This window comes from Rhodococcus sp. Leaf225, from assembly GCF_001426145.1.
Classification (GTDB): Bacteria; Actinomycetota; Actinomycetes; order Mycobacteriales; family Mycobacteriaceae; genus Rhodococcoides.
On record NZ_LMRN01000009.1, the window covers coordinates 767416 to 782961 of the forward strand.

At 68.8% G+C, this 15546-nt stretch carries 6 protein-coding genes; 5 read left to right on the forward strand and 1 reads right to left on the reverse strand.

The features are described 5' to 3' along the window. Positions 1-13 precede the first annotated feature (13 nt). Positions 14-868, reverse strand: coding sequence for a type IV toxin-antitoxin system AbiEi family antitoxin domain-containing protein (locus ASG69_RS08085; protein WP_056441794.1), 855 nt, complete (start codon positions 866-868; stop codon positions 14-16). 174 nt (positions 869-1042) lie between these two features. Between ASG69_RS08085 and eat the strand changes: the two genes are divergently transcribed. The 5 genes from eat (at position 1043) to ASG69_RS08110 (ending at position 15437) form a co-directional block, all read left to right on the forward strand. Then, on the forward strand, positions 1043-2473 hold the full coding sequence (eat, locus tag ASG69_RS08090) for an ethanolamine permease (RefSeq protein ID WP_056441797.1): 1431 nt from the start codon (positions 1043-1045) through the stop codon (positions 2471-2473). Continuing rightward, positions 2470-3882, forward strand: coding sequence for an ethanolamine ammonia-lyase subunit EutB (locus ASG69_RS08095; RefSeq protein ID WP_056441800.1), 1413 nt, complete (start codon positions 2470-2472; stop codon positions 3880-3882). Before eat ends, ASG69_RS08095 begins: the two co-directional genes overlap by 4 nt. Next, positions 3879-4604: an ethanolamine ammonia-lyase subunit EutC gene (gene eutC / locus ASG69_RS08100; RefSeq protein WP_056441804.1), complete on the forward strand. Its 726-nt coding sequence runs from the start codon at positions 3879-3881 to the stop codon at positions 4602-4604. The genes ASG69_RS08095 and eutC overlap by 4 nt, the downstream gene beginning before the upstream one ends. A 26-nt stretch (positions 4605-4630) precedes the next feature. Beyond that, complete coding sequence (locus ASG69_RS08105) at positions 4631-6136, forward strand: amidohydrolase (protein WP_056441806.1); 1506 nt, start codon at positions 4631-4633, stop codon at positions 6134-6136. Between the two features lie 625 nt (positions 6137-6761). Then, positions 6762-15437: a non-ribosomal peptide synthetase gene (locus tag ASG69_RS08110; RefSeq protein WP_056441810.1), complete on the forward strand. Its 8676-nt coding sequence runs from the start codon at positions 6762-6764 to the stop codon at positions 15435-15437. Positions 15438-15546: the final 109 nt, after the last annotated feature.

Genomic DNA, 15546 nt, shown 5'->3' on the forward strand with positions numbered 1-15546 from the left:
CAGAAATCGTCGCTCAGCGAGGGATTCTGCACCGGATCTCCTCCAGCACCGCCGCGGGACGCTCGACGAGGTCCGCCCACGTGTAGCGAAGCACGGTCCAGTCCCGGCTCAGGTCGTTCTGACGGCGCCGGTCGTGTCGGAAGGCGGTCACATCCGAATGGAACGCCCATCCGTCGATCTCTATCGCCAGCCCTACTGCCGGGAACGCGAAGTCGATGACGTAGGCGCCGAAGCGGTAGTTCGCGATCCAACCGGTGATGCCGCCGGCTCGCAACAACCTGATGAACAACCGCTCGGCCTCCGACCGCGCACCACCCTCGGCGGCGCGCAGCATCCGTTCGGCTGCGGCGGCTCCGCGGCGGCCGGCGTTGCGGGAGTGTGCGGCACGCAGAGCCGACACGGTCGTGTGTCTGCCGAGTGCGCGGTCCATCACAGCGATGCCTCCGGCCGGGTCGACGGATGCCTCGAGAACGGTCAGCGCCAGAGCCGTGACTCGAACGCCTCTGCGCACGACGACGTCCGAGTAGGTGAGGTCGCGACGCCGTACCCGGGTACCGCTCAGCGCGTGGCTTCGCCCCCGGCGAGGGGTGGTGACGTCGACGATGCGGGGTGGTGTGGTGACGAGGTCGAGCCAGAACGCAGCAGTCATACCGCATGCGGTGGCACCTGCGCCCGAGCCCCACACCGCACTGCGGATACGTGCCCGGTCGGTGAACTCGCGGTCGTTCACGAAGTACACGTTGGGCGCCACCCGGATCCAGACGCCGCCACGTACACGGCGGTCGATACTTTGACGCGACAGACCGCATGCGAGGGCCTGCGCTGCCGTGATCACCCCGTCCTGGCTTCCGATCACCTCGTTCAGCATGCGAGATGGACGGTTCTTCGCTCCGGGAGGTTCCCGTTCGACGGAATCCGGTGCGGAAATCGTCGCTCACTGAGCATTTCTGCACCGGATCGGCAAAACAGCAGCAACGTCCCCGCAACACGGCAGTCCTAGCCTCACCCTCACACCCGCCCACACTCCGAAAGAGGCTCACCCATGGCCGTGAAGGAACCGCGCCCCGTGGCGTCCGATTCTCAGGCAGAATCGTCCGACTACCTGGCCAAGCGCACGCTCAAGACCGGCAGCGCGGGGTGGGTGCTGCTGGCCGGGCTGGGTGTCAGCTACGTCATCTCGGGTGACTACTCGGGGTGGAACTTCGGACTCGAGCAGGGCGGGTTCGGTGGTCTGCTGATCGCCGGCATCCTCATCGCGGGCATGTACCTGGCGATGGTGCTGGGCATGGCGGAGATGTCGTCTGCGCTCCCGGCCGCGGGCGGCGGATACACGTTCGCCCGGCGCGCGCTCGGACCGTGGGGCGGATTCGCCACCGGCACAGCCATTCTCATCGAGTACGCCATCGCCCCCGCGGCCATCGCGACGTTCATCGGCGCCTACGTCGAATCGCTCGGCCTGTTCGGGATCACCGACGGGTGGTGGGTGTACCTCGCCGTCTACGCCATCTTCATCGGCGTGCACCTCGCCGGTGTCGGTGAAGCGCTGAAGGTCATGTTCGTCATCACCGGCATCGCTCTCGTAGGCCTCGTCATCTTCGCTGTCGCCGCGATCTTCCAGTTCGACGCCTCCAACCTCACCGACATCGCCCCGACGGATGCCGCGGGCGCCTCGAGTTTCCTGCCGATGGGGTACCTGGGGATCTGGGCCGCGGTGCCGTTCGCGATATGGTTCTTCCTCGCGATCGAGGGCGTGCCGCTCGCGGCCGAGGAAGCGAAGGATCCGGCGCGCAACGTGCCACGCGGCATCATCGCCGCCATGGCGGTGCTGCTGGTGACCGCCGCCGCCATGCTGATCCTCGTGACGGGCGCCGGCGGAGCCGACGCGATGCAGGCGTCGGGCAACCCGTTGGTGGAGGCGCTGGGAGACAGCGGCGCCGCGACGGTGGTCAACTACATCGGCCTCGCCGGTCTGATCGCCAGCTTCTTCTCCATCATGTACGCCTACTCCCGGCAGCTGTTCGCGCTGAGCCGCGCCGGCTACCTGCCGAAGTCGATGTCCGTCGTCAACAGCCGCAAGGCGCCGACGCTGGCACTGATCGTGCCCGGCGTCATCGGCTTCGCCCTGACGTTCACCGGCAAGGGCTCGATGTTGTTGAACATGGCCGTCTTCGGGGCAGCGCTGAGCTACGTTCTGATGATGGTGAGCCACATCGTGCTGCGTCGCCGCGAGCCCGACATGCCGCGCCCGTACCGCACGCCGGGCGGCACGGTCACGACCGGATTCGCGCTCGTCATCGCGGCCTTCGCCGTGATCGCGACGTTCCTCGTGGACAGCCAGGCGGCGCTGTGGTGCCTGGTCGTCTTCGCGCTCTTCATGGTCTACTTCGGCGTCTACAGCCGCCATCACCTGGTGGCCAATTCTCCGGACGAGGAGTTCGCGGCGCTCGCCGCTGCCGAGGACGAACTCGGGTGAGCACCTACCACCAGCAGATCTCGGGATCGACCTATACCTTCGACGGTCTCGTCGAGGTCATGGCGAAGGCCACCCCGGCGCGATCGGGCGATCAACTCGCAGGCTGCGCGGCGGAGTCGGACGCCGAACGTGCCGCCGCCGCCTGGGTTCTGGCGGATCTCCCGCTGCAGACGTTCCTCGACGAGCAGGTGGTGCCGTACGAGAGCGACGAGGTCACCCGCCTCATCATCGACAGCCATGACGCGCAGGCATTCGACGCTGTCTCGCATCTGACGGTGGGCGGTCTGCGGGACTGGTTGCTCACGGTCGCAGCGGAACCCGACAGCGCCCGGACACTGCGGGAGGTCGCGCCGGGGCTCACCCCGGAGATGGTGGCCGCGACGAGCAAGATCATGCGCAACCAGGATCTCATCGCGGTGGCGCGGGCGGCGACGGTGATCTCGGCGTTCCGCACCACCATCGGTCTGCCCGGAACGATGGCCACCCGCCTGCAGCCCAATCATCCGACGGACGACCCGCACGGAATCGCCGCGGCGACGCTCGACGGTCTGCTGATGGGCTCGGGCGACGCCGTCATCGGCATCAACCCGGCGACCGACTCACCTGCTGCGACAGCCGATCTGCTGTACCTGCTCGACGAGATCCGCCAGCGTTTCGAGATTCCGGTGCAGTCGTGTGTGCTCTCCCACGTCACCACCACCGTGGACCTGATCGGCAAGGGTGTCCCGGTGGATCTCGTGTTCCAGTCCATCGCGGGAACCGAGGGTGCCAACTCCAGTTTCGGGGTGACGGTGCCGATGCTCCTCGAGGCGAACGAGGCGGGAAAGTCGTTGCACCGCGGCACCGTCGGGAACAACGTCATGTACCTGGAGACCGGCCAGGGTTCGGCGCTGTCCGCGAACTCGCACGTCGGTACCGGGGGCAAGCCGGTCGATCAGCAGACGCTCGAGACCCGCGCGTACGGGTTGGCGCGGGCGCTCGATCCGCTGTTGGTCAACACCGTCGTGGGCTTCATCGGACCCGAGTACCTGTACGACGGCAAGCAGATCATCCGCGCCGGCCTCGAGGATCACTTCTGCGGCAAGATCCTGGGTCTGCCCATGGGTGTCGACGTCTGCTACACCAACCATGCCGAAGCGGATCAGGACGACATGGACACGTTGTTGACGCTGCTCGGTGCCGCGGGCGCTGCCTTCGTCATCGCCGTGCCGGGTGCCGACGACATCATGCTCGGCTACCAGAGCCTGTCCTTCCACGATGCCCTCTACGTCCGGCAGGTGTTGGGCCTCAAGCCCGCTCCCGAGTTCGAGGCGTGGATGCACCGGCTGGGGATGACCGACGACGCGGGGCGGGTCCTGCCCGTCGACGCCGCGTCGTCGCCGCTGCGAGCACTGACGACGCCGGCATGAGCACACCGGACTTCTGGACCGACCTGCGTGTCACGACGCAGGCGCGCATCGGGCTCGGCCGGGCGGGGGACGCCCTTCCGACGACGCGGGTGCTCGAGTTCCGTGCCGCCCACGCCGCGGCGCGGGACGCGGTCCACATGCCGCTCGACACCGACAGCTTCGCCCGGGAGATCGCCGCGGTCGGACTCGGGGATCCGGTGGTCGTGTCCAGCAAGGCGTCCACCCGCAGCGAGTATCTGCGTCGTCCCGATCTGGGACGGCAGCCCGAGGACCTGTCCGGTGTCGACACTGTCGACGCGGACATCGGAATCGTGTTGTGCGACGGTCTGTCCCCGCGGGCGCTGATGGATCACGGTGCGGGTCTGCTCGCTGCGCTGAAGGAGTCGCTGGGTACGTTCACCATTGCGCCTCCGGTGATCGCGACCCAGGCCAGGGTGGCGCTGGGTGACCACGTGGGCGCTGCGCTCGGGGTGTCCACGCTGATCGTCGTCATCGGCGAGCGTCCCGGTCTCTCGGTGGCGGACAGCCTCGGCATCTATCTGACGCACGGTCCGAAGCCGGGCCGCAACGATTCCGAGCGCAACTGCATCTCGAACATCCACCCGCCCGGCGGCATGCACTACGACCACGCGGCGCGGGTGACGGCATCGTTGGTCGCGGGTGCGCGCACGCTCGGGCGGTCCGGCGTCGATCTCAAGGACTCCTCTCGCGAACTGACCTGACCCGCGCACCGTTAGGGTCTGACATCGTGCTGCTGCAACGTGTGCGCGTCGATCCCGCGCGGGACGACCTCTCGGACGTCCGCATCGTCGACGACCTGGTGAGCGAGATCTCGGCACCCGGGGAGCGCCTGACTCCCGCCTCCGCCGAGACCGTCGTCGACGGGCGCGGGGGAGTGGTGCTGCCCGGGTTCGTCGACGGGCACCTGCACATGGCGCAGTGGGCACTCGCGCGCCGCCGACTGGACGTCGGCGCGGCCACCAGTGCACGGCACCTCGTCGACCTGCTGGTGGCGTCGGGCCTCACCGGCGACGTTCGTGCACAGGGCTTCCGGGGTGCCCTCTGGCCGGACGCACCGCACAAGGACATGCTCGAGGCCGCGCTGCCGGGTGTGTCCGTCGCGGTGACGAGCATGGATCTGCACACCGTCTGGCTCTCCCCGGCGTTGCTGCGCGAGCTCGCGGTCGATCACCCCACCGGTGTCTTCCGCGATCACGACGCCATCGCGATCGCGAGTGCCGTCGACGCGCGTGTCGGTACGGGCGTGCTCGACGAGTACGTGTGCGAGGCGACCGAGGATCTCGCCGCGCGGGGCGTGACCGAGGTCCTCGACTTCGAGTTCGACGACAACCTCACCGCGTGGACGCGGCGCTTCGCCTCCGGTCGTCCGGCGGTGCGGGTGAGCGCGTCGACGTGGCCGACGTGGCTCGACGAGACTCTGGCGGCCGGCCACCGGACCGGCGACGTCGCCGCGGACACGGGCCGCATGCTCCGCATGGGGCCGCTGAAGATCATGGCCGACGGGTCGCTCAACACGCGGACGGCCTGCTGCCACGACCCCTATCCCGACGCGGGGCACGCGGCGCCGGCGACGCACGACGCCGAGGCACACGGGCTGCTGCTCGTCGACCATCCGGAGCTGGTGCGATTGATCTCGCGCGCGGCGGGCGGTGGGATCGCCGCCGCGGTGCACGCCATCGGTGACCGCGCCAACACCGTCGTGCTCGACGCCTTCGAGACCGTGCGCGCGCTCATGGACTCGGGTGCTCTCCCCGTCGTCGGTGGACGCGTCGAGCACGCGCAGCAGGTCCGCCCGGGAGACCTGGACCGGTTCGCGGCGCTGGGCGTCGTCGCCTCTGTCCAGCCTCAGCACGCGGTGACCGACCGCGACGTCGCCGACGTGCTGTGGTCCGGCCGACGATCGATCGCGTACGGCTACCACTCGCTGCACCGCCACGGCGCGCTGCTGCAGTTCGGGTCCGACGCTCCCGTCTCCCCGCCCGATCCGCGGTCGGCCGTCGCCGACGCCGTGTTCCGCACCGACGACGAGCGACCGTCCTGGCATCCGGGCGAGGCGGTGCCGATGGACGTCGCACTGCGGGCGGCATCGGGTGGGCGCGCAGGTGTCGACGTCGGATCCGCCGCCGATCTCGTCGTGCTCGCCGAGTCCCCGTACGTCCTGTCGAACGCCGACCTGCGGTCCGTTCCGGTGATCGCCACGATCAGCGGTGGGCGCGCGACCCACGTGTCCTGAGCCTTCGCCACCGTGTCGGAGACACACGCGGTGGCCGAGCAACCCGACCAGTGTCGCTACCCGGCGGTAGTGTCGATGTGTGACAACAGTCTCGCGGTGTGGGTGCATGTTCCACGCCCGGTCGACGCCGCCGGGAGCGTCGCGGGCCGCATTCGGCGCGTCGGTGGGCCACGGGCGGCGCCTGTTCGGTGGAAAGTCCGACAATCCCTCCGGAAACGGGATCGTCGACCGTTTTCGTGCCATTCCTCGTGACGGGGGTGGGGACCGTGTTCCGAGGGCGTCGTCCCTGCTCACACACCCCTTTCTCGCGTTGCGCGGCGAGCGCGTTGGGTCGTACCCGACGTGGTCGACTAGCATGGAGGGCTGCTTGCCAACGAAAGGACTGTCATCGACCACGTCGATTCATCGTCACTGATCAGCGACGTAACGAGTGGCGCCCGCATTCCGGTAAGGAATGAGGTGGAAGTGGAGCACGACGCCCACGGGCGAATCGACGGGCACAGCGCCGGGTACGGATCGCGAATCGGGGGAATCGCTGTCCTGCCACCGTTCACGACGGTGGGCTCGGTCGGCCGGGGCGCGGTGCGCGAGCACGGTGTCGCGAGAGATCACGGGGAGTAGACGAGTGGATGACGGTGCACGGTTCGACGGCGGACCGGCTGACGACGACCGCTCCGACGAGACGGTGACGAGCAAGACGCAGGTGAGCTCGGCGGGAGTGCTGCCCGAGGGCGCGTTCCCGCTGTCGGGAGCACAGCGCGGCATCTGGTTCGCGCAGCAACTCGCCGGTGACGTCCCGATTTCCATCGCGCACTATGTCGAACTGAACGGAAGCCTCGACCTGGACGTTCTCGAGTACGCTCTCGACCGGGCCGGGCGCGAGTTCGGATCGGGCTACCTGCGTCTCACCGAGGTGGACGGCGAGCCGTACCAGTACGTCGATCTGAGCATGCGCGACCACATCTCCTATTTCGATCTGCGCTCCGAGTCCGATCCGGAAGCAGCGGCGATGGAGTGGATGACACGCGAGTACAGCGCACCCGTGGACATGCTGGTCGACCGACTGGTGGTCTCCCACGTCCTTCGGTTGAGCGATGAGCGCTGGTTCTGGTACTCCCGCATCCATCACGTCGCGCTGGACGGTTTCGGCGCGATGACGATGATCCAACGTACGGCTGCGCTGTACACGGCTGCGATGGACGGCGAGGAGCCCGAACCGTCCAAGGCCGTCGATCTTCACAACCTGTACGTCGACGACGCCAAGTACCGATCGTCGGACCGCTTCGAGAAGGACGCCGCGTATTGGGCCGAGAAGGTACGCAGCCTCCCGGACCCGCCGTCGCTGTCATCCGTCACAGCGCCGCCGACATCGCCCGCGTTGATCGCCGGTGGTTTCGTGTCCACCGATCTGGCCGAACGGCTCGACGCGCGCGTGACCTCGCTCGGGACCGCCTCGGCTCCCTTCGTCGTCGCTGCCTTCGCAGCGTTCGTCTCCCGCATGACCGGAGCCGAGGACACGGTCCTGAGCCTCCCGGTGTCAGCGCGCACGACCGCGGTCATGCGCCGGTCGGGTGGCATGGTCTCCAACGTCGTGCCGCTGCGTCTGGCACTGCCGCCGAGCTGCACGGTCGCCGAGTCCGCATCCCAGGCGCAACTCGAACTCACCGGCGCCCTGCGTCGTCAGCGATACCGCCACGAGGACATCCGCCGAGACAGCGGTGAGTCGGCCACCCAGCGTGGACTGTTCGGTCCGTCGATCAACATCATGCTGTTCCACGACGAATTGCGGCTCGGCGCCGTCAACGGTTCGTACAACGTGCTGACCACCGGTCCGGTGGAGGATCTGGCGCTGAACATCTATCCCGGCGCGGACAGTCGGGAGCTGCGGATCGACTTCGAGGCGAACCCGCTGCGGTACACGCAGGACCAGCTGAACGCGCATCGTGCCCGCTTCGTGCGCTTCCTCGAGGCCCTGATCGGTGCCGAACCCGATGCTCCGCTCGGATCACTCGAGGTGCTGACCGACGACGAGCGGCAGCGTTTCGTTCCCGCGCTGGGCGGCGAAAGCTTCCCGCAGGTCACCTTCGGCGCCATCATCGCCCGCGCCGTCGACGCCGCCCCCGACACGGTGGCCGTCACGTGCGGGTCGGAATCGGTCACGTACGCCGAACTCGACGCGCGCTCCAACCGCCTGGCCCGGTTGCTGATCTCGCGGGGCGTCGGACCGGAGAGCGTCGTCGCGGTCGCACTCGGTCGATCGGTCGAGATGATCCACGCGACGTGGTCGATCGTGGCATCCGGTGGCGCGTTCCTCCCGATCGACCCGGCCTATCCCGTCGAACGCATCGCGCACATGTTGGGTGATTCCGGCGCACGGATCGGGCTGACCACACGCAGACACGTGAAGGACCTCCCGGACACGATCGAGTGGCTCGTCGTGGACGATCCGGAGTTCGGCGACGATCTGGCCGTCTGCTCGCCCGCACGGCTGACCGACGCCGACCGCACGGCGCCGGTGCGATCGTTCACGGCAGCATGGATGATCTACACCTCGGGTTCCACCGGTCTGCCGAAGGGCGTGACGGTCGGTCACGACGGTCTGTCGAACATCATCGGCGAGATGACGGTGACGTACGGTGTGTCGACGAAGTCCGTCGTCCTCGGTGTCGCCTCCCCGAGCTTCGATGCGTCGATCTTCGAGCAGTTGATGGCTCTGTCCGCCGGCACGACGCTGGCGTTGGCTCCGTCAGGAGTGTTCGGCGGCGAGGACCTGGCGGACTACATCCGCGAGAAGAGAGTCACGCACGTCGTGATCACGCCTGCGGCACTGGGATCACTCGAGCCGGAGGGGCTGGAGCAGATCGAGTCCATCATCAGCGCCGGTGAGGCACTGCCGTCCGAGGTGGCGGCACGCTGGGCTTCCCGCACCGCGCTGCGGAACGCCTACGGCCCCACCGAGACCACCATGATCGGGTCGATCTCGGACCCACTGGAGCCCGGTGCGCCCGTGACCATCGGTTCCCCTATCCGTGGAACGCGACAGGTGGTGTTGGACAACCGACTTCGCCCAGTACCCGTGGGTGTGGTGGGCGAACTGTATCTCGCCGGCGTGGATCTCGCCCGCGGCTACGCCAACCGATTCGCCCTCACCGCCACGCGCTTCGTGGCCGGGCCGTGGGCCGAGTCGGGCGGGCGCATGTACCGCACGGGCGACCTGGTTCGGTGGACCGAGGATCGGGACCTGATCTACGTCGGTCGCGCCGACTCGCAGGTGAAGATTCGCGGCTTCCGCATCGAACTCGGTGAGATCGACGCGGTGCTCGCGGAGCATCCCAGTGTCCGTACCGCCGTCACCGTGGCGCACAAGCAGTCGTCCGGGGCCACGGTGCTCGCGGCGTACATCGTGCTGCGCCCGGACATCACGCTCGAGCACTCGGAACTGCTCCGCCACGCCGCGCAGCATCTACCGTCGCACATGATCCCCGCCGCGGTGGTGGTGCTCGATCATCTGCCGGTCACCGTCAACGGCAAGATCGATCACCGCCGTCTGCCCGAGCCGGTGCTGGCGACACGCGAATTTCGCGCGCCGACGACTGTCGTGGAGGAGATCGTCGCGACAGTGTTCACGCAGTTGATGGGCGTCGAGCGGGTCGGACTCGACGACGACTTCTTCGCTCTCGGCGGCAACTCGCTCATCGCGACGCGCGCCGTCTCCCGCCTCGGCGCCGCCCTGGGAACCCAGGTCTCGGTGCGCACCCTCTTCGAAGCGCCCACCGTCGAGTCGCTCGCGTCCCGGTTGCAGCAGGGTGCGCGCGGCGAGACCCGCATGCCGCTCGTGCGCCGTGAACGGACCGGTCCTGTGCCCTTGTCGCTCGCACAGCGGCGTATGTGGTTCCTCAATCAGTTCGACCCGTCGTCCGTCGCCTACAACATCCCGCTGGCCCTGCGTCTGGAGGGCGATCTCGACATCGCCGCGCTGCAGGTCGCGATCATGGACGTGGTCGACCGTCACGAAGCGCTCCGGACGTCCTACCCGGACACCGAGAACGGACCGGTCCAGGTCACCCACGAGCCCGAGGCCGTGGTACCGGATCTGACACCCGTACCGGTCGACGCGGACGACCTGCACGGCGTGCTGATCTCCTTCGCGATGACCACCTTCCAGGTCACGGAGCACGTCCCGCTGGTCGGTCGTTTGTTCCAGATCAGCGAGACCGATCACGTGCTCGCGATCGTGGTGCACCACATCTCCGCAGACGGTGCGTCTCTGACGCCCCTCGCGCGCGACCTGATGGCGGCCTACAGCGCCCGCATCGCGTTCTATGCGCCCACGTGGACCCCGCTGCCCGTGCAGTACGTCGACTACACGTTGTGGCAGCGGGAGGTGCTGGGGTCCGAGGACGATCCCACGTCGCTCATCGCGCAGCAGGAGCGCTACTGGGTCGAGACCCTGCGCGACGCACCGGATCTGCTGCCGCTCCCGATCGACCGTGCTCGTCCGTCCCGGTCGTCGCTCAGCGGAGGAGCGCACGCGTTCGAGATCGACGCCGAGCTCCACGCGAAGATGATCGACCTGGCCGGCCGCCATCGCACCACGCTCTTCATGGTGGTGCACGCGGCGCTGGCCGTGACGCTCGCCAAGATCAGCTCGACCGACGACATCGTCATCGGCACCCCGGTCGCGGGACGCGGCGACGCGGCGATCGACGACCTCGTCGGCATGTTCGTCAACACGTTGGCGCTGCGCACCACCGTGGGCAGCCGCCAGCCGTTCGACGCGCTGCTGGACCACGTCCGCGAGCGTGACCTGCAGGCGTTCGCCAACAGCGACGTGCCGTTCGAGCGCCTCGTGGAGGTGCTGTCCCCGGCGCGGTCGGAGTCGCGTCACCCGATCTTCCAGGTGATGCTGGCGTTCGAGAACATGGGTCACTCGACGGTGGAACTCACCGGACTGCGCCTGTCCACGGTCGATCTCGATCTGCAGGTGGTCAAATTCGATCTGCAGCTGACCATGACCGACCGCACCGACGACGCGGGCCGTCCTGCCGGTATGCCGGCCACGTTCTCGTACGCGTCGACACTGTTCGACGCCTCGACAATCGAGGCCGTCACACGCCGGTTCGTGCAGGTGCTGACCACGATCGTCGACGATCCCAGTGTGTCTGTCGCCGACATCGACGTGCTCGACGCCAGTGACCGCGTGGTCGCCGAGAGGTCGATCCAGCGCGTGTCCGAGGGCCGTCCCGTGGGCGACGACACCATCGTCTCGCGGGTGCTCGATCACGCGGCGAGCCACCCCGAAGCGAGTGCAGTGCGGTTCGGCGAGGTGTCGATCACTTACGGCGAGTTGGACTCTCGTTCGCGCGCCGCTGCAGCGAGGCTGTACGCGCTGGGGGTGCGGTCCGGCGATCGGGTCGCGGTGGTGTGCGACCGGTCGGTGGATCTGGTCGCCGTGCTGTTCTCCGTCATGAGGGCAGGCGCGACCTACGTGCCGATCGACCCCGAGTATCCGGGCGACCGGGTCGACTACGTCGTGGCCGACTCCGGTGCGCGCTTCGCCGTGGTCTCCGCTCGGCTCGAGGACCAGGTGCGGCGCGACGGCCTGACCGTCGTCGTGGACACCGATGTCGTAGCGGCGGAATCGGATTCGGAGTCGGGGTCCACCGCGCTGCTGCCCGTGGCGCGGCCGGACGACGTCGCGTACATCATCTACACCTCCGGATCCACCGGTAACCCCAAGGGTGTGGCGATCCCGCACACCAACGTGGTGACGTTGCTGACGAACACCGAGCAGTACTTCGGCTTCGGACCCGACGACGTCTGGACGATGTTCCACTCCTACGCCTTCGACTTCTCGGTGTGGGAGTTGTGGGGCGCGCTCACCACGGGCGGCAGCGTCGTCGTGGTGGACCACTGGACCGCTCGCTCGCCGGGCGACTTCCTCGACATGCTCGCCGACCGGGGCGTGACGGTGCTCAACCAGACACCGTCGGCGTTCTATCAACTCGCCGAGGCCGAGCGCGACCGTGCGGGCACCGAGCTGTCCCTGCGCCACGTCGTCTTCGGCGGTGAGGCGCTGGATCTGTCGCAGCTGCAGCGCTGGTACGCGCGGCACGCGGACGACAGTCCCCGGCTCGTGAACATGTACGGCATCACCGAGACGACGGTGCACGTCACCTACCAGGAGTTGACGGCGGCATTCGCGGCCGCGGCCCAGGGCAGCGTCATCGGCGTTCCCGTCCCGGGTCTTGGCGGCATTGTGCTCGACGACGCCCTGCGGCCCGTACCCGTCGGGGTTCCAGGTGAGCTCTACGTCCTGGGTGATCAGTTGGCGCAGGGCTACGTCGGTCGCCCCGACCTGAACGCGACGCGTTTCGTGGCCAACCCGTACCTGGCCGGTCAGCGGATGTACCGCTCCGGCGACGTCGTGCGGTGGAACCGCGACGGCGCGCTGGAGTACCTCGCACGTGCGGACGCCCAGGTGCAGATCCGCGGATTCCGCGTCGAACTGGGCGAGATCGAGACCGTCGTGGCGTCCACGCCCGGTGTCGCGGGCGCCGCCGCGTCGGTGGTGCGGCGCCCGGCCGGCGACGTCCTGGTCGCGTTCGTGGTGCCCGAATCGGGCTCCACGGTCGACGCGGTGGCAGTCACCGAACACGTCGCCTCGCTGTTGCCGGCGTACATGGTTCCCGCGCGCATCGTCGAGCTGGACCGTCTGCCGCTGACCGTGAACGGCAAGCTCGACCGCAAGGCGCTGCCCGAGGTCACCGAGGACTCCGATCGCACGTACCGCGCACCCGAGACGCGGGTGGAGAAGGCGATCGCGGGTGTCTTCGAGGACATCCTCGACGTCACACCCGTCGGCCTGGACGACGATTTCTTCGGACTCGGCGGCAACTCGCTCGTCGCGACCCAGGTCGCGTCCCGCATCGGTACCGAACTGGGCGTGCACGTTCCGGTCCGCGCCGTGTTCGATGCGACCACCGTCTCGCGTCTCGCGGCGGTCGTCGCCGAGCTCGGTGCGTCCGATCGACCCGCGCTCGTCGCGGGTCCCCGTCCCGATGTGATTCCGCTGGCACTCGCACAGCAGCGCATGTGGCTGAGCAACCGGCTCGACCCGTCGTCGCCGATGTACAACCTGCCGTTGGGTATCCGGCTCGAAGGCCGTCTCGATCTCATGGCACTGCGTCGTGCTGTTCGTGACCTCGTCACGAGACACGAGATCCTCCGCACCGTGTACCCGCAGACGGACGGCGTACCGCGGCAGGAGATCCTGACGGTCGACGAGGCGGGCGTCGAGCTCGCCGTCCAGGATGTTCCGTCCGCGCGGTGGATCGACGAGTTCGTCGCCCTCGCGACGCGCGGCTTCGACGTCACCACGGCGGTCCCGCTGCGGCTCGCGGTGTTCCGAGATCCGGAAGTCTCCACCAAGGCCGTGCTCGCGATCGTCGTGCACCACATCGCCGCGGACGGCGTGAGCCGCGTGGCGCTGACCCGCGACCTCGTCACCGCCTACCTCGCACGCACCGAGGGCGCCGACCCCGCGTGGGCTCCGCTCCCCGTCCAGTACGCCGACTACGCGGTGTGGCAGCGCGACGTCATCGGCTCGCCCCGCGACGCCGAGTCGGTCGCGTCCGCCCAGATCGCCTACTGGAAGCAGGCTCTCGACGGCCTGCCCCCGGAGCTGGACCTGCCGCGTGACCGGGAGCGGCCGGCGTCGCCCACCCGCGAGGGTGCGTCCGTCCACTTCGCAGTGGACGGGTTCGCGGCGGACCGGGTGGAGGCACTGGCGCGCGACCACAACGCGACGCGATTCATGGTGGTGCACGCGGCACTCGCCGTCGTCCTCTCCCGCCTGTCCGGATCGACGGACATCGCGATCGGCACCGCTCTCGCGGGCCGCGGAGATCCGGCGCTCGACAACCTGGTCGGCATGCTCGTCAACACGGTGGCCCTGCGTCTGCGGGTCGACGAGGATCTGAGCTTCGCCGAACTGGTGGCCGCAGCCCGTCGCGTGGACGTCGACGCGTTCGCGCACTCGGAGGTGCCGTTCGAGACCGTCGTCGACGCCGTCGCGCCGCAGCGCACGGGATCGGTGCCGCCGCTCTTCCAGACCGCACTGGCGTTCCGCAACATCACGCCGGCGCGGGTGGAGCTGCCCGAGATCACCGTGTCCGAACTGGAGAATCCGTTCGAGCCCGCCAACTTCGATCTGTTGCTCACGGTCGACGACGACGGCTCGCGGAAGCCGGGCGGCGACATGACGATGATGTTCACGTACTCGACCGAGCTGTTCGACGAGGAGACGGTGGAGACCTTCGGCCGGCATCTGGCGTCGGTGCTGCGGGCCGGGGTCACCGAACCCACGCGCGTCGTCGCCGATCTGCCGCTCGCCGAGGTGGTCACCGCGGCGCCCGTGGTGGAGCCCACGACTCCCGCGGCGTACTCGGGACCGTCGGTGGTCACGTCGTTCGCGTCGGCCGTGGAATCGGATCCGGACGCCCCCGCCGTCGTGATCGGCGAGAACGAGGTCAGCTACGCCGACCTCGACGCTCGTTCCAACCGCCTGGCGCGCTGGCTCGCGGGGGCAGGAGTCGGTGCCGGGTCGACGGTCGCGGTCCGGTCCGGCGACTCCGGCCTCGACACGGACACCCTGGCCCTGTGGTGGGGGATCCTCAAGGCAGGCGCGGCGTTGGACATCGGCCGAGTCGCACCCGACGTGATCGTGCTGTCCGGCGCATCCCGCAACGGGAGTCGGGCGCCGCTGATCCTGTCGGTGGACGACGCCGCCGACGACGTGGCGCAGTTCTCCGCGCGCCCCGTCACGTACGCGGATCGGGCACGCCCGCAGAACGGAGCCGATCCGGCGCTGGTCCTGCCGACCGGGACGGGCTCGGTCGGCGTGCTCACGTTCGACGAGCTCTCCGGCATCGTGTCCGCCGAACTCGATCGACTCGCCGTGGACTACGAGTCCCGGTTGTTCGCGACGGCGGCGGTCTCGACCGTGTCGCAGGCGCTGCGGGCGCTGGTCGCCGGTGTCGCGGGCGCCGCTGTGCTGGTGCAGGACGGTGCGGCGGAGTCGCTGACGGACGTGCTGCTCGATCAGTGGGTGACGCACCTGTTCGCCACCCCGTCGGACCTGTCGGCGGTGGACGCCGGGGAGTTCGAGGATCTCGCCGTGGTGGTCACCGACGCGGGCCGGGGCGACAGCGAGTCGTGCGACGGCTTCGCCGACGGCACCGAGATCGACGTCGTGCCGTTGACCTCGACGGGTATCGGACTCGCCATGCGGAGCTCATGACGGGATCCGTCCACACCACGGTGACAGGCGCCGTTCACACCACCCGGGTGAGCGGCGTGCGCGCCGCCCTGCTCGATAGGGTGGATCAGATGGGGCGACGCCCCATGAA